Annotated in this window: 19 protein-coding genes; 5 read left to right on the top strand and 14 right to left on the bottom strand. The window is 32.3% G+C overall.

Annotation, left to right across the window (positions count from 1 at the left end; genetic code table 11):
* Positions 1-20: 20 nt before the first annotated feature.
* The 7 genes from NH26_RS01350 to NH26_RS01320 form a co-directional block, all read right to left on the bottom strand.
* Positions 21-272 (bottom strand): hypothetical protein, encoded by a 252-nt coding sequence (locus tag NH26_RS01350; RefSeq protein ID WP_199880219.1) that lies wholly within the window; start codon positions 270-272, stop codon positions 21-23.
* A 7-nt stretch (positions 273-279) separates the two neighbouring features.
* Complete coding sequence (locus NH26_RS01345) at positions 280-852, bottom strand: sigma-70 family RNA polymerase sigma factor (RefSeq protein ID WP_044226499.1); 573 nt, start codon at positions 850-852, stop codon at positions 280-282.
* Positions 853-962: 110 nt separating this feature from the next.
* Entirely contained in the window at positions 963-2138 is a 1176-nt protein-coding gene (locus NH26_RS01340) for an efflux RND transporter periplasmic adaptor subunit (protein WP_044226502.1), read from the bottom strand.
* 6 nt (positions 2139-2144) lie between these two features.
* Positions 2145-6509: a CusA/CzcA family heavy metal efflux RND transporter gene (locus NH26_RS01335; RefSeq protein ID WP_044226504.1), complete on the bottom strand. Its 4365-nt coding sequence runs from the start codon at positions 6507-6509 to the stop codon at positions 2145-2147.
* Positions 6510-6608: 99 nt separating this feature from the next.
* Positions 6609-7049 carry a hypothetical protein gene (locus NH26_RS01330; protein WP_044226509.1) on the bottom strand — a complete coding sequence of 147 codons (441 nt, stop codon included), beginning with the start codon at positions 7047-7049 and terminating at the stop codon, positions 6609-6611.
* 51 nt (positions 7050-7100) lie between these two features.
* The gene (locus NH26_RS01325; RefSeq protein WP_044226511.1) at positions 7101-7427 is read right to left on the bottom strand and encodes a hypothetical protein; all 327 of its coding nucleotides are present in this window, start codon (positions 7425-7427) and stop codon (positions 7101-7103) included.
* Between the two features lie 149 nt (positions 7428-7576).
* Entirely contained in the window at positions 7577-8476 is a 900-nt protein-coding gene (locus tag NH26_RS01320) for a hypothetical protein (protein WP_044226514.1), read from the bottom strand.
* An 82-nt stretch (positions 8477-8558) separates the two neighbouring features.
* Here NH26_RS01320 and NH26_RS01315 point away from each other — a divergent pair, with 82 nt between their 5' ends.
* The 3 genes from NH26_RS01315 (at position 8559) to NH26_RS01305 (ending at position 11908) form a co-directional block, all read left to right on the top strand.
* Positions 8559-9089 (top strand): Crp/Fnr family transcriptional regulator, encoded by a 531-nt coding sequence (locus tag NH26_RS01315; protein WP_052432175.1) that lies wholly within the window; start codon positions 8559-8561, stop codon positions 9087-9089.
* Between the two features lie 74 nt (positions 9090-9163).
* Positions 9164-9757 carry a DinB family protein gene (locus tag NH26_RS01310; protein WP_044226517.1) on the top strand — a complete coding sequence of 198 codons (594 nt, stop codon included), beginning with the start codon at positions 9164-9166 and terminating at the stop codon, positions 9755-9757.
* 396 nt (positions 9758-10153) lie between these two features.
* On the top strand, positions 10154-11908 hold the full coding sequence (locus tag NH26_RS01305) for an ABC transporter ATP-binding protein (RefSeq protein ID WP_199880218.1): 1755 nt from the start codon (positions 10154-10156) through the stop codon (positions 11906-11908).
* 124 nt (positions 11909-12032) lie between these two features.
* Here the strand turns inward: NH26_RS01305 and NH26_RS01300 are convergent, their stop codons facing one another.
* Positions 12033-14342 carry an outer membrane beta-barrel family protein gene (locus NH26_RS01300; protein WP_044226522.1) on the bottom strand — a complete coding sequence of 770 codons (2310 nt, stop codon included), beginning with the start codon at positions 14340-14342 and terminating at the stop codon, positions 12033-12035.
* Positions 14343-14626: 284 nt separating this feature from the next.
* Here NH26_RS01300 and NH26_RS01295 point away from each other — a divergent pair, with 284 nt between their 5' ends.
* Complete coding sequence (locus NH26_RS01295; protein ID WP_044226525.1) at positions 14627-15241, top strand: hypothetical protein; 615 nt, start codon at positions 14627-14629, stop codon at positions 15239-15241.
* 70 nt (positions 15242-15311) lie between these two features.
* Here the strand turns inward: NH26_RS01295 and NH26_RS01290 are convergent, their stop codons facing one another.
* From NH26_RS01290 to NH26_RS01280, 3 genes are all read right to left on the bottom strand, one after another.
* Complete coding sequence (locus tag NH26_RS01290) at positions 15312-15674, bottom strand: hypothetical protein (RefSeq protein WP_044226528.1); 363 nt, start codon at positions 15672-15674, stop codon at positions 15312-15314.
* 233 nt (positions 15675-15907) lie between these two features.
* Entirely contained in the window at positions 15908-16918 is a 1011-nt protein-coding gene (locus NH26_RS01285; RefSeq protein ID WP_044226531.1) for a 2-hydroxyacid dehydrogenase, read from the bottom strand.
* 230 nt (positions 16919-17148) lie between these two features.
* On the bottom strand, positions 17149-17922 hold the full coding sequence (locus tag NH26_RS01280) for an MOSC domain-containing protein (protein WP_052432176.1): 774 nt from the start codon (positions 17920-17922) through the stop codon (positions 17149-17151).
* A gap of 98 nt (positions 17923-18020) precedes the next feature.
* On the opposite strand from NH26_RS01280, the gene NH26_RS01275 reads away from it, so the two are divergent.
* The gene (locus NH26_RS01275; protein ID WP_139262783.1) at positions 18021-18425 is read left to right on the top strand and encodes a hypothetical protein; all 405 of its coding nucleotides are present in this window, start codon (positions 18021-18023) and stop codon (positions 18423-18425) included.
* A 45-nt stretch (positions 18426-18470) separates the two neighbouring features.
* On the opposite strand, the gene NH26_RS01270 is transcribed toward NH26_RS01275, so the two are convergent.
* Genes NH26_RS01270 through NH26_RS01260 form a run of 3 tightly spaced genes read right to left on the bottom strand, consistent with a single transcriptional unit; the run spans position 18471 to position 20120 of the window.
* Complete coding sequence (locus NH26_RS01270; protein ID WP_044226537.1) at positions 18471-18881, bottom strand: DUF1761 domain-containing protein; 411 nt, start codon at positions 18879-18881, stop codon at positions 18471-18473.
* Between the two features lie 41 nt (positions 18882-18922).
* Entirely contained in the window at positions 18923-19576 is a 654-nt protein-coding gene (locus NH26_RS01265; RefSeq protein WP_242427289.1) for an SCO family protein, read from the bottom strand.
* Positions 19563-20120, bottom strand: a complete 558-nt coding sequence (locus tag NH26_RS01260) for a toxin-antitoxin system YwqK family antitoxin (RefSeq protein WP_052432177.1) — start codon at positions 20118-20120, stop codon at positions 19563-19565. Before NH26_RS01260 ends, NH26_RS01265 begins: the two co-directional genes overlap by 14 nt.
* Between the last annotated feature and the right edge of the window lie 5 nt (positions 20121-20125).

Here is a 20125-nt window from a genome sequence, read left to right as displayed (position 1 = left end):
TCGTAGGTAAACTATTACCCTTACAAGTTCTCATCACTTTTATTGATATTTTTAATAATATCTGCTTTTTTTTCCTCAGATAAAGAAGCATTTTCGTGATTTTTGGTGATAAATTTTTGTAACGTATTTCCTAATTGATCGCTCATTATTCGATATTGCTTACAGGCTTTACAGATAAAAGTATGAAATGATAGCTGAACCTTTTCGCCCATACTAATCCCCACCTCAGCTTCTTTATCGATTAATTCCGATGCTTTTTTACAAGTAATCATCATACTATTAATTCTTAAACCATTTTAATTGAAGACAATTTCTTAAACTTAGCTTTGCTCTATGAATCAATTGCCAATAATTAGACGTTGTTATTTCTAAATCATGACAAATATCTTCTGCTTTTTTTTCGTCAAGAAATTTTGCCGTAATAGCAATACGAGAGCGGTCAGAAAGATTAGTAAGACACTCCGCTAATACTTTTTGAAAATCGGCATTATCCAAAAGGTGTTCTTCTGTTTCCCCCCAAAAGTTTGGGTTATTATCCTTCTTCCAATGTTCTTTATCATCAAAGAAAAAATCCGAGGTTACTTTCTCTTTTTTCTTGTCTTGTTTTCTAAAATGATCCATCAATTTATACTTAAGGATGGCAGTCAACCATGTTTTCGGACTACTTTTGCCCTCAAATTTATCAAAAGACTGATGTGCGGCCAAGAAGGTTTCTTGTACCAAATCTTCAGAAAGTTGAACATCATTAGTTCGTTTCAGTACCCATCTATAAAGGTCATCTGCATACGATTCTACCCAATCATTGATCATTGTAATCTCCTTAATTTGAGCAATTTTTATTTCGGAATACATCAATTTTAACGCCAAAATCACTAAATAAAATAGAGGAGGTAATATATTATTATCTATAGGTTCTCCTATTTCATAATTATACTACCTCCTCTACTCTTCAATTTTTGCTGTTAATGATGGTGTTCCGCTTCAGATTTTTTCATCTCAGCCATCAAATAGTATGCATTATTTAATGCCAACTTTGCTTGCTCATTGATTTCTTCCAAAGGTTTAATCTCTACCATCCCATTATCGATAGATCCAATCTTTACTTTTTTAGGCTTAAAAGACCATTCATCACCTTCTTTTTCTGCAGTAAAAATAAAATGCTCCGTACCTTCTTGTACCACTGCCGCCTCCGGAAGCGCCTTCGCCTCTTTAGAATTAACCATGATTTTTCCTCTTACATAAGTACCAGAAAGTAGTTCCTCTTTTAGATCATGAATATCCGCATGAAGATGAATTGCTTTAGGGTCTGATTCAAAAGAACGACCAATATTAAAGATACTTGCTGTACGAATAATCTCAGGGTGCATTTCAGTTCTAAAAACAACTTTTTGTCCCTCTTTAACTTTGGCGATATCTCTTTCATATACCATTAAATCTACATGAATATCATCTAGATTAATGACCTGAAACATCTCTGTCTGAGGTAATACGTATTGTCCGGTTTTCACCATAACTTTCTTGATATATCCCGACAAAGGAGAAAAAACAGGTACTAACTCTACAATTTTTCCTTCTTTTATTTTTGATGTGTTTAACCCCAACATTTTAATTTGAGAAGCTAAGCCTTTCACATCGCCTTGTGCACTAAAATAATCCGAACTTGCTTTTTGATAATCCTTACCCGAACCCACTTTCTCATCATACAACCTTTTTTGTCGATTGTACTCCTCTTCCAAAAATTTTAATTGATGTGATTTGACCTGATAATCGGTTTGAAGTTTAATTAGGTCTGGATGGTTAAGGTAAGCTAAAGCTTGTCCTTTTCTCACCTTTTCTCCTTCAATAACATTAATCTTTTTGATATTCGCCCCTATAATTGCAGTAACAGACGCTTCGTTTTGTGGAGGCACTTCTAAAGTACCATTGGTCATCACATAATCTCCAATATCTAAAGTTTGGAATGCTCCTAACTTCATATTCATATTTTTAAATTGAAGTGGAGTGATATGAACTTCATCCCCGTGATCCTCATGTTCGTCATGATGACCATGTTCATGTTCGTCGTGATGCTGATGTGACTCCTCTTGAGCACAACTCACTAAAAATAAAGTTGAAATTAATATATATATGTATTTCATGATGTTCTATTTGTTCGTTAAGTATTCTAACTGAATGACTACTTGATTGAAATTATGAAGCGTATTCAAATAATTGTATTTGATCTCTAAGCTTTGATTGATATTTTGAAAATACTCCACATAGCCTATAGCACCATGCGAAAAGCTTTTTTGAGCAAAATCAATAATTCTATCTGCTTGAGGTAATGCTTTTGATTCATAATGAGCCAACGATCCTTCCAACTGATTTTTCTGTTGTATTAACCTGTAATACTCCCCTTCTAGTTGAATAGTGAATTGATCGGCTGTTACTTCCGCCATCTGTGCTTTTAATTTAGCTTGATTGATAGAAGCCTTTTCCGACCCATAAAATAACGGAATCCCTACACCAAGGCTTACCCCTTGAAACCTTGTAGAAGAAGATGCAGCACTACCATCCTGAAGAATACTTCCCGTCATTGAGTTATTAAAGTAACCTAACTTAATATCAGGTAACATTTTTGCTGAGGCTACCTTTTGCTCTGCATTAGAAATACTGATTTCATGTTTAATCTTATTCAGTTTAGGATGATTCAATACCTCTTCAGAGGATGAAAGAGTATTCGACGTTTTTTTCAATAAAGAGTTAGTCTGGAACTGTATCTCTGTTGTGTCTTGCAAAAGTACTCTTAGGTTATTCTCCTGCATCAAAATATCAGCTGATAATAAATAGAGATCATTTTCTATCTTCATTACCTGTGTTTCTGCAGAAGCTAATTCTAAATAATTACTTGCTTCTGTTTCATAACGAACAGCAGAAGCTCTTTGAAACTCCTTGTAAATACTATCTTGATATTGCATCAACACCTCTCTATCTTTTAAATAGGTAAGCGTTTCCCAAGCTATTTTTATTTCTCTCTTAATTTCACTTTTAGTTAACTCTAAAGTGAGATTTGCTCCTTCTATTTTCTCTTTTGCCAGTGATTTTTGCTTAGAATACACTGTAGGAAAGGCAAACTTTTGAGAAACTTCAATCCCTAAATCATTATGATAACTATTGTACTGTCCATAGGTAGCATCAACATTCAATTTTTGAATATCAAATGATTTTTTCTTCTCAATTTCCATCACTTCTACTCCTTTTGAAGCATTAATGATATATCCATTTTGAATTAAACCTACTTCTATCGCTTGTTCCTGAGTCGTAATTAACTTCAGTTCATCTTGAGCAGCAGCTTCATTAAAAAATGAAAGGCCTAAACCACCCAATATGATCAACATGAATGTATTTGGCGTCAATTTAATTTTTGATTTATTTTCTACCATTTGATATAAAACAGGAAGCACAAATAATGTGAGTATAGTAGAGGTTATCATCCCACCAATTACCACCGTTGCGAGAGGCTTTTGTACTTCAGCACCTGCCGTTGTAGAAATTGCCATTGGTAAAAATCCAAGTATGTCGGTAAGTGCAGTTAAAAGTATAGGACGAATTCTTCTTTTAGCTCCCTGTGTTATTCTCTCCTTTAAAGAGAGATCACTAGCTTTTTTTAATTCATTCCAACCTTCTAACAATACTAAACCATTTAAGACAGCCACACCAAATAAAACTACAAAGCCAACCCCAGCAGAAATACTAAAAGGTAACCCTCTTAACCATAAACCGAAGATACCTCCAATAGTAGCAAACGGAATGGCCATATTGATCATTAAGGCTTGTTTCCATGATTTTAATGCAATAAACAATAGAAGGAAGATGGAAATCAAAGCAATAGGCACTACAACCTTCAATTTATGATTCGCCCTCTCGAGGTTTTCAAACTGCCCACCATATCTAATAAAATAGCCAGGTGGTAAGTCTAGTTTTTCATCTAAGGTTTGCTGTATATCATTTACTACAGATTGAATATCTCTACCTCTAACATTTACCCCAACATACGTTCTTCTCTGTGTATTATCCCTACTAATTTGCATAGGTCCTAATTCATATTGAATATCCGCAAGGATGTATAAAGGAATTTGTTTTCCATTAGGTAAATGAATAAACATCTCATTGAGTTGTTCAACAGAAGCTCTTTCATTTTTATCAAACCTAACGACCAAATCAAATCGTTTTTCTCCTTCGAAAATTAGCCCTGCCGATTTACCTGCAAAAGCAGTTTGTATTAAATCATTTAATTGCTGAATGTTTACTCCGTATTGCGCTATTTTCTGACGATTATATTTTATAGAAATCTGAGGTAAACCATCCGTGGCTTCTACTCTCATATCCCCTATGCCTTCTACCGAGCCAATTAGCTTGGAGATCTCTTCCGCTTTACGGGCCAAAATATCTAAATCTTCTCCAAACAATTTAATGGCGATGTCTTCTCTTACTCCAGATATTAATTCGTTAAACCTCATCTCTATCGGCTGAGTGAATTCATAATTTATACCTGGTAATTCTGATACCTTTTCCTTAATAAGCTGAATGAGTTCCTCTTTTGAGTCTGCAGATACCCATTCCGATTTTGGCTTTAAAATCACCAAACAATCGGCTACATCAAAAGGCATAGGATCTGTAGGAACTTCTGCTACCCCAATACGGCTCATTACTTGTTCAATCTCAGGGAAATTATCTTTCATGATTTTTTCTACCTGAGTAGTTGCAGCAATGCTTTCTTCTAAAGACGAACCTGGTTTTAAAATCACATGATATGCGATGTCACCTTCGTCTAATTGAGTCATAAATTCGCCTCCTAAAGTAGAGAATAGACCAAGACTACTAATCAAAATTATGAGACTACTACCCACTATCCATTTAGCATTTGATAAGGCACTTTTTAGTAGAGGTTCATAAACTTGCTCTAATTTTAAAATTAACTTACTTCCCCATCCAATTTTTTCTTCTTTAGGTACTCGAATAAATAAAGAGGAAATCATAGGAACATAAGTAAGACACAATATCATTACACCCACCATAGCAAACATAAAAGTGAGTGCCATTGGTTTAAACATTTTTCCTTCTACACCTTCTAAAGTAAGAATTGGAGCAAAAACAATTAAGATAATTAATTGTCCAAAGAAAGCAGAGTTCATCATTTTTGAAGAAGCTTTCTGACTTACTTCATCTCTTCCTTCAGAAGTCAAGATGCCGCTTGATTTCATCTTTTGCATCATCAAAAAGACCGTTGCTTCTACAATAATTACCGCTCCATCTACGATTATTCCGAAATCAATAGCACCTAGGCTCATTAAATTTGCCCAAACGTCAAATTGATACATCATCATAAAAGCAAACAATAAAGAAAGAGGTATTGTAGATGCTACTACCAAGCCTCCTCTCCAATTACCGAGTAACAATACCAATACAAAAATCACAATCAGTGCTCCTTCTGTAAGGTTAGTATAAACGGTACTTGTGGTTTTATCAATCAATTTATTTCTAGCAATAAATTCCTTGATTTGAACACCTTCAGGTAATGACTTTTGAATAAGAGCTACTCTATCTTGAACCGATTGTATCACCTCTCTAGAATTGGCTCCTTTGAGCATAAGAATCATACCGCCAACTGCCTCTCCTTCTCCTTCTTTAGTAAGTGCACCATAACGCACGGCGTGACCAAATTGAACTTTTGCCAAATCTTTAATTAAAATAGGCATCCCTTCCTGATTCGCCACCACAATATTTTCTATGTCTTCTAAGCTTCTTGCCAAACCTTCTCCACGAATAAAGTTGGCTTTATGATTTTTGACAATATATGCTGCTCCTGAATTTTGGTTATTTGTTTCTAAGGCAGAAAAAACTTCTTCTATGGTGATGCCCATTGCATTCAATCGGTCAGGTTGAATGGCCACCTCATATTCTTTGATGTACCCCCCAAAAGCATTGACTTCTACCACACCAGGAACCATAGCCATCTGCCTTCTGATTATCCAATCTTGAATAGTTCTTAAGTCAGATAACGTATATTCCTTTTTATATTTTGGATCTACATCTAAAGTATATTGATATATTTCCCCTAAACCAGTACTAATAGGTCCAATAAATGGGTCTCCGAAACCTGAAGGAATATTTTCTTTTACCTCTGGTAATTTTTCAGCTACTAATTGACGGGGCAAGTAAGTACCGGCTTCATCTTTAAAAACAACTGTGACCAAAGATAAACCTGATCGACTCACAGATCTTATCTCTATTACATCTGGCAGGTTGGACATGGCCAACTCAATCGGATAGGTGATAAATTGTTCTACTTCTTCAGCTCCTAAACTAGGTGCTTGAGTAATAACTTGCACTTGATTATTGGTGATATCAGGAACTGCATCAACAGGTACTTTTGAAATACTCCAAATACCTCCGATCAGCCAAAATAACATCACCACTCCAATCAATAATTTGTTTTTTATTGAAAAGGAAATGATTTGATTAATCATTAATAAAAATGTTTGATAGATAGTTTTACCCTGTACAATAATTGTATACAGGATGAAATAAAAAAGGCTACTTTATAAAATTATAAGTAGTTCAAAAAATTAACTATTGATTGTTGGGGGACCCCGAAGGAAAAGTAAAGATTGTGAGGTCTGGGTTTGTAGTTTTTGATAAAGAAAATGAGGAATAAATCCTTTTTCTAACGGTAGACTAATAGTATAAAAATCAATTAATCTCTGTTTCTTTAATGTATTCATCTGACATGGTTGCGTCAAATGATTAGAAACATTATTAGTGAAATTTTGTGTATTATCAGTATGATGAATCTGTCCTAATAAGCAAGACAAAAGACCATATAGATTATCATCGCAATGGTCAATGATGTCATTACTTTGATTCTCAGAATTTAATGCAACATCTTTTTTACAAACATATTCATTCTGTTCACCATCTTCGTGAACATGTCCAATGATTGTATGCACTAAGGAAATTCCATAGGCAAAGATCATTAAAAGTATAATATGTTTCTTGATTGCATTCATTTACGGCAAAGATATATAAAATACCAATGCAACAATAAGGCATATAAAAATTTATAGAATAGAAATTGATTCTTTATCTGTTCCAAAGTCAATTACGTCACCATCTTTCTTACCCTTAAAAAGGCGATACATAGGAGAATCTGTCGTCATACCTATCACACGTTTGCCTTTGAACATAAGAAAAGGCAAATGCGCTCCAACAACAAAAATACTACTATCTGTTTCGAAAATCACTCCTTTAGATATTTCATTAAAGGCTTTAATCCTTAGTAAGCTTTTCAAACGTTGTTTTCTTTTGTTGATTGTTTCTTGCGATGCACCTGCGTGTTCTAAAGTTTGAAGCAACAGACGATAAATTTTTGCTTTCCTTGATTTCATAGTGTTCTATTTATGGTTTTAAGATAAAACAACTATGAATCATATTAGTTTCAAAAAAATTAATTAAAGGGTGATAATCATTAGAATAATACAAAAAAAGCACATCAACTATTGTAGTTAATGTGCTTTTAATATGGTGTGTATGAAAATTATTTTTTCACCCAAATTTCAATATTGTCAGGTCCTCTCCAAATATAATTAATAGATTTTGAGGCAGAAGATTTCTCAGGAGTATTCGCAAAGAATAAACCTACTGAAGGTACTTTCATTCCCCACTTAGAAGACATTTTTAGCTCACCTACTCTAACCATTGCTATTTGAATATAACCTTTGAAAGGATAAGCTAATAGTACTATATCACCTGCATTGGCTAATTTTTGTGCTTCTTGAAAAGCAGTAGCACTACCTTCTCCAATCATTTCCCAAGAATTATCTGCAGCAATTTTATCATATGCTTCAGTCATTGTTAAAAACTGCCCTCCTACATATGGATCTTTAAAATCGTCTACACCATAAATATCAGAAAATGCCTTGGCGGTATATTGTCTACACTTTATTGGATCAATACCTTTTTGATTACACTCTTTAAATTCTTTCAAATAGGCATTAAAAATCTCGTTTTTCTGTGTTTCACTAAGTTGGTTGACTTCTGTATTTGCTGCTTCTTTTTTATTTGTCAGAAGTTGCTCATCATCATCTCTTGTAGCATCAATTTTTGATAACAAGAAAGAACCTTGCTCTACACCTTCATTGTTAAGGTAGCTTCCTTTATACATATAAGAAGCCATTACTTTACCTTTAAATTGTTCCCCGTTTTTTTGTTTTAAGATTAGGTCACCAGAAGCTGTCTTTTCACCAGTAAGCAAATGCTTTTCTGTGGTTTCAGTAAAAATACAATACCCTTCTACTTTATTATCTTCGCTTAATGTATATCTTACTCTTACTTTTAGTTCCGAATTGATCAAACCTTCAAATACAAAATCTTGTGCAAAAGATGGTAGAGAAATAAAAAGGATACTAAAAAAAGAAATAACTCGTTGGATAGTCATAATTTAATTTGTTAGAATGTCTCAACTTTTGTTGAGTTTGAAAATCTGACGCAAATTAACAGAATAAATTTACATTCAATTCATGAGAAATGATTTATCAGAAATATTACAACAGGAATTAGGGAAAGAACTTATTATAAAGGAGTACTTAAGAGGTGATTTTATATTAAAATCAGGAGAAAATGCTTCCAAAATATATTGGATAAAAAAAGGAGCGGTAAGAGTCACCTTTGGTGATAAAGATATTATTACTGTTAGATTAGGGTATGAAAATTCCATAATTGCTTCCATCCCAGCTTTCTTTACTGATACTCCTTCGCTTTTTGACATTGAAGTATTAAGAAAGACATCAGTAGCTGTTATTGAAAAAAAAGACCTATCTACTTTAGTCTCTTCTCATCCTGAATTTAAAAATTATTACATTAGATTATTAGAAGATTTAATTCGACAACAATCTGAAAGAGAATTAGATTTAATGATCACTTCTCCTCAGGATCGTTTTCAAAGAGTTTTTGATCGAAGTCCAAAATTATTTCAAGAAATCCCGTTGAAATACATTGCTCACTATTTAAGAATGACACCAGAAACTTTAAGTCGAATTATGAAATCTTGATTTCGATCAAGAAAGCTTTACTCATAAATTTCTTTCTTGCAGTTAAATAATTTCTCTCAACTCTTACATCTATTATGAAAATTGCTTATCAAAGTCTACTTCAATCGCTAAATAATGATTTAGATCAAAATCTTGAAAAACTTCAAGTATTACAATCCCTATTAGTAACAGAATTGAACCTTCGATCTAACGAAAAGAGTTGGTCAATTTTAGAATGTATTCATCATTTAAACTTATATGGCGAATATTATATTCCACATCTTGAGAAAGCACTTCTTAAATCGCAAAAAAGAAATCACGAAGTGTATAAAAGTGGATGGCTAGGAAATTATTTTTCCAATATGATGGCTCCAAAAGAAAATATCGTTAAAAACCCTATGCCAGCTCCATCTGACAAAAATCCTATAGGAAGCAACCTTGACACCTCTGTGTTGGATGTTAGACATCAACAAATTGATAAATTAAAACAGTTATTACTGCAAGCGAATGAGTTAAATCTAGAAAAAGTAAGAATCCCTATTACTATCAGTAAATGGATAAAACTAAAAACGGGAGATACCTTTAGATTTCTAATTGCACATGAAGTAAGACATTTCCTTCAGTGTCAAAATATTATCAAGAATAATGGGATAAAAATCAGAAATGTGAAAAACTTAAGTAGTGAATAGAAAAATAAAATGAAAACACTGAATTATATAAAGAAAATTCAATTCATTTTTTACATCCGTTTAAGTAAATCTTAAATTTAGATATACATAAGAAACCCGAATACATCAAAATATTACGCACAACCCAAATACTAACTTTTAAACACGTAAAGTGTTGAAACCTATCCATTAAGGATAGGTTTTTTTATTTTATTATGGTGAAATTTCTAATGATTAAACTTTAATCTTCTTATTGCTAAGAAAAATATTTTTCACTCACTGTAATGTTTATCATAGATTTAGACCGAATATCTTATCTTTGATTGGTTTTATACATTACGATTGAATAACCTGAGATAACAATAGTATTTTTTAATGAAATCGGGTTAATAGTCTTCAATTAATATTCTATACACTTTGAAAACAGATAATACACCCCATAAAAAGGTTTCGATAACTAAAGTCTTTAAGGAAATTGTTTGGCCACGATGGAAACTACTATTGATTGGTCTCACTTTGATTATCATTAATCGACTTTGTGGATTAGTGCTTCCTGGAGCAAGTAAATACTTGATGGATGACGTAGTAGTCAACAAAGACTTTGAAATGCTAAAAACGATTGTCATCGTTGTTATTTCTTCCATATTTGTACAAGCTATTAGTAGTTTTCTTTTAACAAGACTTCTTTCGGTAGAAGCTCAACATTTAATTGCTCAACTAAGAGCAAAGGTGCAAAAGCATGTCATCTCACTTCCTATCAGTTATTTTGATAATACTAAATCTGGTGTTCTTGTATCAAGAATTATGAGTGATGTAGAAGGCGTTCGAAATTTGGTAGGTACAGGTCTCGTTCAATTAATTGGAGGTACAATTACGGCTGTTATTTCTTTCGTATTATTGGTTAACATTAGTGTTTCCATGACTTTCTTTGTCTTGGTTCCTATTTCAGTTTTTGGTGTAATATCGCTTAAAGCATTTCAGTTCATCCGCCCAATATTTAGAAAACGAGGGAAGATTAAAGCAGAAGTCACAGGTCGATTAACCGAATCTTTAAATGGTGTTCGTATCATCAAAGGTTTTAATGCTGAGGAGCAAGAAAATAAGATTTTTGAAGCGGGTGTAGATCGATTATATAGAAATGTAAAGAAGAGTTTGACTTCGACCGCTATCATGACAAGTTCATCCACTTTCTTATTAGGAGTAGCTTCTACAGGTATTATGGGTATTGGAGGTTATAAAATTATTCAAGGTGAATTAACAGTCGGCGATTTTTTAGCATTTACTTTATACTTAGGGTTTATGATTGCCCCTATTGTACAAATGAGCAACATTGGATCTCAACTTACTGAAGCTTTTGCCGGTTTAGACCGAACAGAAGAATTAATGAATTTAAGTGGCGAGAATGATGATCCATTGAGAAAAGAAGCCGTTCCACAAAATATTCAAGGTGATCTTCAGCTTAAAGATGTACAATTTGAATATGAGGAAGACAAAGGGGTCTTACATGATATAAATTTTGAAGCAAAATCTGGAAGCATTACCGCTTTAGTCGGTTCATCTGGGTCAGGAAAAACAACGATAGCCAGTTTAATTGCTAGTTTTTTAAATCCAACTTCAGGGCAAGTTTTATTGGATGGTCAAGATATTAGAAATGTTGATCTTCAAAGTTACCGTCAACATCTAGGGGTGGTCTTACAAGATGATTTTCTTTTCGAAGGTACCATCGAAGAAAATATCAAATTTTCAAACCCTACTGCCATGGATCAAGAATTTAAGGCTGCTGTTGATTCAGCATATGTAAGTGAGTTTACTGATAGATTCGATGAAGGACTTCAAACAGTCATTGGTGAAAGAGGAGTGAAATTATCTGGAGGCCAAAGACAGAGAGTTGCTATTGCTCGTGCCATTATTGCCAACCCGAAAATCATTATTCTAGATGAGGCTACTTCCAATTTAGATACTGAAAGTGAAGCACTAATTCAAGAATCATTGGATCAATTGATGAAAGGAAGAACTACTATCGTGATTGCTCATAGATTAAGTACAATTCAAAAAGCAGATCAGATATTGGTATTACATCAAGGAAATATTATTGAAAGAGGTACACATGATGAGCTATTGAATAAAGAAGGTAGATATCATCAACTTTATAAATATCAAGCTAGAATTTAGATATCGAATGAAGTATTAAAAGAAATGTCCTGAAAAACTAAATTGATTTTTCAGGACATTTTTTATTCACAACCTTCTACTTATTTATAGGTTATGTTTGATTTTATTTCAACCTATGCTCTGATTAAGACTTAGGATAAAAAGACCAAGAGCACCCAACCCTAACAACAGAAGGAAGATCAGTAAAACTATTGGCTATAAATTGTGGAGATCTAGTATGTCTATGATACGTTCTTGTCTGAAAAATATCTTGAGCTACTATCCACAACTTCCCTTGTCTATTAGCGATATATCTTGACATACTAACATCAACACCACTTGCAGGAAGAACAGTACCATTATATTCAATTCTTTCAGAAGTATAATACCCTACCAATCTTACACGATAATTTTTAAAGAATTTAGCCTTATACGTCAATTTACCATTAAACATCCACTCAGATGCAGGTAATTCTTCATCAATTCTTTGGTTATAAATATCGTTATAAACATCTGCAGATAGAATTAAAGATTGATTCTTTGATAAATGCCAATGCACATAAATATTACTACCTAAAGTATGTTTGTTGACAATATTATCATAAGAAGCAATAATGGTATCCCCTTTTGTTTGATACACTCTTTCGACACCATCAGCGATGTTTCTGTAAAACAGCCCAACTCTTGTAGATACTTTTTCCTGTTGATTAGTTACAGTAAGATTAAACTTCTGAAATTTCTGCAAACCTAAATTAGGGTTACCAAAGCTAATAAATAAGGGGTTATTATCATTTACTAATGGGTTCATTTGTCTTTCTGATGGAGTGTTCATACGAAACGTATAAAAGATGTTACCCATCCACTTTTCATTAAACTTCTTACTCAAACTTAAATTTGGATTGACAACCCAGAATGAATTATTGGTGTTGAGAGTGGTATCAGAAGCAATAATATCAGATGTTACCTTAGAGTTTTCAACAGAAATACCTGCTTTAAACGTCAAGTCATTGTAGAAAGAATAATTCCATGAAGAATACCCAGAAAACCTCTGATTTAAATAATCTGTAGACTGTGTCCCTCTACCTCTATCTACAGTAGATCCGTCAGTTGCTAAATTATAGAATTTCTCATCCGTCTGTTGTACTGTTGTATTATTTCTAAATCCGGTAACCAATGTACTCCTATCATTAAATGGATGTACATATTTTACAGATACAAAGTAATTTTGTGCTGGTCTATTTCTTTCAGTAATACGAGCGTCATTATATCGCCAAGAAGAATCTGCTAGATAATTAGTATTGGTTGTATTGCCATTGTATTGCTCAAAATCATCGATAGACCATCTAGCCCTAATGTTAAGCTTTCTACCTTCTTGTAAAAAGTTTTTATCGTAATTCAATTGAGCCCTTACTTTACTAGTATTTCTTTTATTTATAATTGTCCTATAGTTATTTCTATAGTTTGGATCTCCTGTTACATTAAATAGGTATTCATCTTCCTTCCCTTCATTATCTTGTTCTTTTTGATGATAAGTCAACAATAATTTCAGTTTATCGTTTGGAGAAATAGCATATGAACTCACCCAGTTTACATTATAATTTGTGGTTTTATTTAGATCATTTCGTGTGGAGGCTCTTTGATTATTTCCATAATTAAGTCGCTCATTTTCCAAATAATACCCCATTTCTTGATGTCTATACCCCGCATTAATGGAGGTTGACCACCTATCTTTTGAGATCGAATAGTTAGCATTAACCTTATGTTGTGTAGGCATTCCGCCCTCAGCAAGAATACGCATATGGTTTCCCAATTTCACGTTTTCTTTTAGAACAATATTTATTGCCGATGTAGCTGATGTGAATTCTGCAGGAGGGTTATTTAAAAGTTCTACCCTATCAATCATTTGCATAGGAATATCTTCCAATGGATTATCTAAATCTGATTCTTCACCATTGACTAAAATTACCACCGTTTCTCCGTTTGACGAGATTTCACCATTTTCATCCATTGATATAGAAGGCATTGCAGAAATAATATCCTCCATATCTGTCCCACCATCATCATCAACATTAAAGCTCATACCATTCGCCGTCATGTTCACATTTTCTCTTTCAGCAGTAACAGTTACACCTTCCAATTCGGTAATATTCGATTCTAAGTAGACATTACCTAAGGAAACATTTAAATCATCAATAATAGATATTGTCCTCACAAATTGTTTATAACCTGTGAAAAGGAATTTGACGTCATAATCTGACTTTTCTATGACTTCTAAGTCGAATTTCCCATCAAAGTCAGTAATAGTCATAGAGTATATACTATCATTTTTAACACAGGCTACATTTACATAAGGTAATGGATCATCGTTTTCTTTATCCAAAACGATCCCAGTGATATGTTGAGCATTAGAAGTTAGTGCACACACACAAATTGCTAGAAGTAATAAAAATCTCATTTTAGTAGTAAATATTATTTATTCAATTTGGTTAGTTTTCTCAAATGTATGGTATCTCAGCGTACAATTTGTGACTCTGAGAAATTATTTACCTCAAATCACCAAAATTAAGACATATTAAACAAAAAACCACTTTTGTGTAATTAATACTAAAGATTCGTCCACAACTCTAAATAGTTCTAAATTATACTTAACACAAGTGTGATAAAATATTAAAATAGTTAAACCATTTAACCACTTTATTATATTTGTATTAACTAATTAAAAATGAAACAAAACCAGTTATGAATAAAAGTCTATTCAAAGTACTCTTTGGCTTTAGCTTACTTCTTTTGATTTCTGATCATCTTTCTGCACAAAATAAGAATCAATTTCTATTGGGTTATACTAATTCAAAATCAGCAGGTGATGATATTACAATTGACTTAAATGGTGTTGAACTGTCATGGTTACATCAAATAGGCAATTCTAATTTCTCTGCGGGCTTAGGAACAGGGTACTTATCATCTGGTAAATCCATAGAAAATGGTCATATTGGTAATGGTATAATATCAAGTAATCTTAAGAACATTAATCTTGTTCCTATGATGCTAAAATTTAATTATAGTATTCAATCTGGACGATTTTTAACCCCATACTTTGGATTAAATATCGCAACCTATTATATGACTCATGAGATTTACATCTCTCCATTGTTGTTAGATCAATCAGTTAGAAGTAACACTTTTGCAACGAAAATGAAGTATTGGAAATATGGTTTAGTACCTGAGTTTGGAGTAAGATCAAAAGCATTTAAAACCATTAATTTCTATGCTGGCGTTGAATATAATCACTTATTTGCAGATGAAGATTACCTAAATTTAAGGTATTTAAGTTTGAAAGTAGGGTTGTTATTATAAAACACAATTTAGTGTAAATTAAAAAGGCATCACTCGTAAAAGTGATGCCTTTTTAATTTATATTTTAATATTACATTGCATATTCATTGATGGGCTTCAAGAAAGTAAGCTTTCCATTTTTAAACTTCAAAAGATCCTTTCGTCCTCTTTTTAAAGCTACCCCTTCATAATCTGCAATAATCAATTTCTTTTTACCATCTCCTTTTACAGATAAAGTAATAAACTTAAAAGGAGAATCTTCAGGTGTTATAATAATAGTTTCTTTACCTGCTTTAACTTTCTCTTTGATATAGTCTAGGTAAGGATATAGATAATCGCTTTCATCCAATCTTCTTTTTTGCATGTATTGTCTAGTTTTTATAACAATACCAGTAGTAAGAGCGGCACCAGCAGCAATTGCAGTAACTAATGTAGTTGCTTGTCTTTTTTTCATATCTATAATAAGTCTTTTGGTTTCTTAAATTCTTCTTAATAAGATACGATGAATTGATGTAATTGTTTTCAACTTTGGGGTAATTAGTTGTATATCACAGGTCTTATTTAACAATAATTATATTTAAAATTAAATTAAATCTTTAGTATCGAGCTATTTACGCGTTTTGAAGAAAAAAAAACGCTTCAATTAATTGAAGCGTTAATATATCTTATTGGAGATTTCGTTTCTGTTTAGCTTTTAATTGCTTCAGACCCTACTTTATTTACTAGCTCCTCTCCTTTTTCAAATGCTGTTAAGTTTCCTAAGGTAACTCTAGCAATTTGAGTTAAAGCTGTATCTGTAAAGAAGGCTTGATGGCCAGTAACTAAAACATTAGGGAATGACATAAGATTCAACATTTTCTCATCTCTAATCAATGTTTCGGATAAATCTCTGAAGAATAACTTTTCTTCTTGTTCATAAACATCAATTCCTAGGTAACCTAAATGACCTTTTGATAAAGCTCTAATTGCTGCTTCTGTATCAATTAATCGTCCTCTTGATGTATTAATCAACATTGCCCCTTTCTTCATTCTCCAAATTGTATGATCATTAATAATATGATGCGTTTGTGGAGTTAATGGACAGTGTAAAGAAATAATATCAGACTGATCTAATAATTCATTTAAAGACACATATTTCAATAATTTGTCTTTCTCTAAATTCTTATTAGGATACAAGTCAAAACCTAGGACTTTACAACCTAGACCTTTCATAATGTTAGCGAAAATTTGACCGATTTTACCCGTACCAATTACGCCAACTGTTTTTCCATGAATATCAAAACCTGTCAACCTATCTAAAGAGAAGTTACCTTCTCTAACACGGTTATAAGCTTTGTGTGTTTTTCTATTCAGAGTAAGAATTAAAGCTAATGTATGTTCTGCTACTGCGTATGGAGAATAAGCAGGAACTCTAACAACAGAAATGTTGTGTTTCTCAGCTTCTACCAAATCTACGTTATTAAATCCTGCACATCTTAAAGCAATCACTTTAATATTATATTCGGCAAGTAATTTTACAGTTTCAGTATCTACAACATCATTTACAAAGACACAAACAGCATCAAAACCTTTCGCTAATGGAGCCGTTTTTACTCTTAATCTTGATTCAAAAAATACTAATTCATGATTGGTATTAAGTCCTTCTAATTTAAAGAATTCTTTATCGTATGATTTTGTACCAAATACAGCAACTTTCATATTCTATTATTTAATTTTGATTTCTTTGTAAAAATAAAAGAATAATTCGAATTATCATCATGACAATCACCCTTTTATAAGTTTACAATAAACACTTAAAAAGTACATTTATAGATATTTTTTGATAGTTTTATAGTACATAATGTAGGATATCAAGAACATATAAAAATGTTTATTATGCACTTATCAAAATAATATCATGAGATGTAAAACGTTAATTTTAGTAACATTTACAATCGAATAATCGCATCATTTTTCTTTAATACTTTACCCATTGATATCTGTGGTACATTTAGAACAATACCACACATATAAGCATGTGCATACAATGGATGGTCTAATAAATCTTTTTGTAATGCTAATCTCTCTTTTACGAAAGTTTTCTGAAAACCTTTATTTACTTCAGAAGTAAAAGAGTCTCTTGTTGGTACTGGACACCTTTCGCAAGGTTTATAGGCATTCAAGACCACATCACCTATTTTAATTTGATGAGGATTACTTTTGTCTACACCAATCCATTGATCTTCTTCAAATACCTCATCAGCTTCAATAATAAGGTTCATTCTCATTCTTCTAACCACTTCATCAGAAGAAAGATGATATAATTTAGCTACCCAATCGATAGTATTTGTAGATATTAAAGATGCTCCTACATTTCCACTCGTATGATCAGGAAATCCTGTAGCATCATTCTCTCTTACTTCTACATTTTCTTCGAAATAATCAGAAAGATACTCTTCTAGCAACTTTCTATCCTCTAATGAAAAGAAATCAGTTTTCGCTTGATCTCTTAATTCTACACTTAATTGATCTAAATCAAACTTAGCTCTCAGCTGATGAACTTTAGGGTATTTTTTCCCATTGACTGTTCGTCCATCACTAGTTCTAAATATCCCCCACCTTCTATCATTTACTAACGTTTTTCCTTCAGTAATTTGAACCTCATTTACGGTAATAGGGTCTAATGACTTAATGGGGTAAATATTGATTTTTTCTAATTTCATTGTATTGGATAATATATATATAATTTTAACAAAAGTAATGAATCTTTTCTTATCGTAATACGTATAAATCTATAAATAAACACATAAAACAATAAACCATGAAGCATTTAATTCTTAAGAAGGAAATCCACCTTGGTTTTTCATTAATAGTTCCGGAAGTCTCTAAGATGCCTATTTCATTAAATGATTTGTTATCTTATATGAACTTTCCAATCAATGAGTTATCTCATGAAGTGATTAAAAATGTAATTCTTCGAAAACAAACTGATGATACTTTTGATAACACTATTTTTGAGAAAAAAATGTCAATTGACGACATTTTAAAAGCAGCAAATTATACGTTTAAATACACTTTAAATGATATTGAATTTGCTGATCATCATCTCCAAGAAGTAAGCGCTGCTTGGAATGAATTTCTTGAGACTATAACCCAAGAGTTGATGCTGCTAAGATATAGCTTATTAGAAGCCATATCTAAACAAAATCAGCTTTTATATCAATAAAAACTATATTAAATTAAAAAAGAGAGGTCAACGCCTCTCTTTTTTTTAATGCCATGCTCCTATAATTGCTCCTTGTATAGTTAAGAAGGTTACTTGATAACCTGCATCTATTAACCATAGTTTCAAAGACCTTCTTTGATATAAATAATTAATACCCATGGAAGATCCGATAAATATTAATCCTACCATTAATCCGTGAAAAGCTCCTGATGAGGCATTTAAAGAGTGGCCGGTATGTGCATTAAACATAGCTAAACCTAAAGAAGTGATAAACATTAAAACAAAGCTACTTCCAAATATTAAAGCCATGTTAGCCTTTTGTAAATACTCATCGGTAAACCCAAGTTCTTTTTGCCATGTTTTACCAAAAATAGCTGAGTACCATATTGCTCCAAGTATAAAAGCTGCCACTGCAGCTACTAGAACTGCCAGATAGTTTATATTTCCGAATTCCATAAAATGAATAGAGGTTAGTTTTTTAATATTAGATCAATATACTAAAAAATATTACTATCTCTTTCATCTTTCAAAGTCTGTATATCTTCGGATAATTGTTTCATATCCAATTTCAAAGTACCGTTGTATATCCCTCTTATTCTTTGAGTTGCATCCACTAATATCACATGTTCTGTGTGTAAAAACTCTGTAGAATCTTTAGTAAAACCTATATCTTCTTCTGCAAAATAAGATTTTCTTGCTAGATCATAAATTTCAGACTTTTTACCTGTTAGGAAATGCCAATTGTCAGATTTAATATTGTTTTTCAAAGTATATTCTTTTAATACCTCCACATTATCAATCCATGGAGTTACTGAAAATGATAATATTTCTACCTGTGGATCACCACTAAAACCAGCATCAATAATTTTCATATTCTCTGTCATGATAGGGCAAATACTTCCACAACTAGTAAAAATAAAATTTGCTACATGAATTTTCCCCTTTATATCTGCTTCAGTAACCTTATGATTATTTTGGTCTGACATGGAAAAACTCCCTATTTGATGGGTAACGATCTCACTCACTTCTTTTTCCTGATCTATAAAAATGGGGGTAAAATCTGGTGTATTATAGAAGGGTAGCTCAATATTCTTTTGCTGTTGACAAGAAGTGATCAAAGCAATGATAAAAATAACCTTAAATAGTCTCATCATATACGTTTACACAATTTTTTGTTCCTAATAATCCGTATCTGCGTCCATTTTTTTTGATATAATTGGCCTTTATTTTTCCGTTATCATACCAAACTTTTTGAGCACCTTCTTCAAAACCATTTTTATAATTTTGATCTCTAATTAAAGTGCCATTTTGAGTCCATGCTTTACTGTTCCCTTCATAAACGTCATTTTTTAAATGATAAATAAATTGGGTATCACCGTTCATGAAATAACCGATATGTTCTCCTTCCTTTTTCCCCATCTTGAAGTACCGTTTTTCTTTTAGAACTCCTGTAGGGTAGTATTTCCTCCATTCCCCATTTTTTAATCCTTTAGAATAGCTTCTCACCTTTAGCGTATCTAATGAGTTGGGGTATAACCAATACAAAGACCCATTAAATTCATCACCATCAACATATACTATGCCTTGATTTTGCTTAAAAGCAATATCCTCAGCATTAAATATTATCTGACTGTAATCTTGCTTGTTATCATTCACTTCTTGCTGGGGAGAGCAAGAAGTGAATAAAGATATCATCAGCA

The organism is Flammeovirga pacifica (assembly GCF_000807855.2).
Classification (GTDB): Bacteria; Bacteroidota; Bacteroidia; order Cytophagales; family Flammeovirgaceae; genus Flammeovirga; species Flammeovirga pacifica.
The sequence above is the reverse complement of the archived record's forward strand: the minus strand, read 5'-3'. Positions and strand labels throughout refer to the sequence as shown.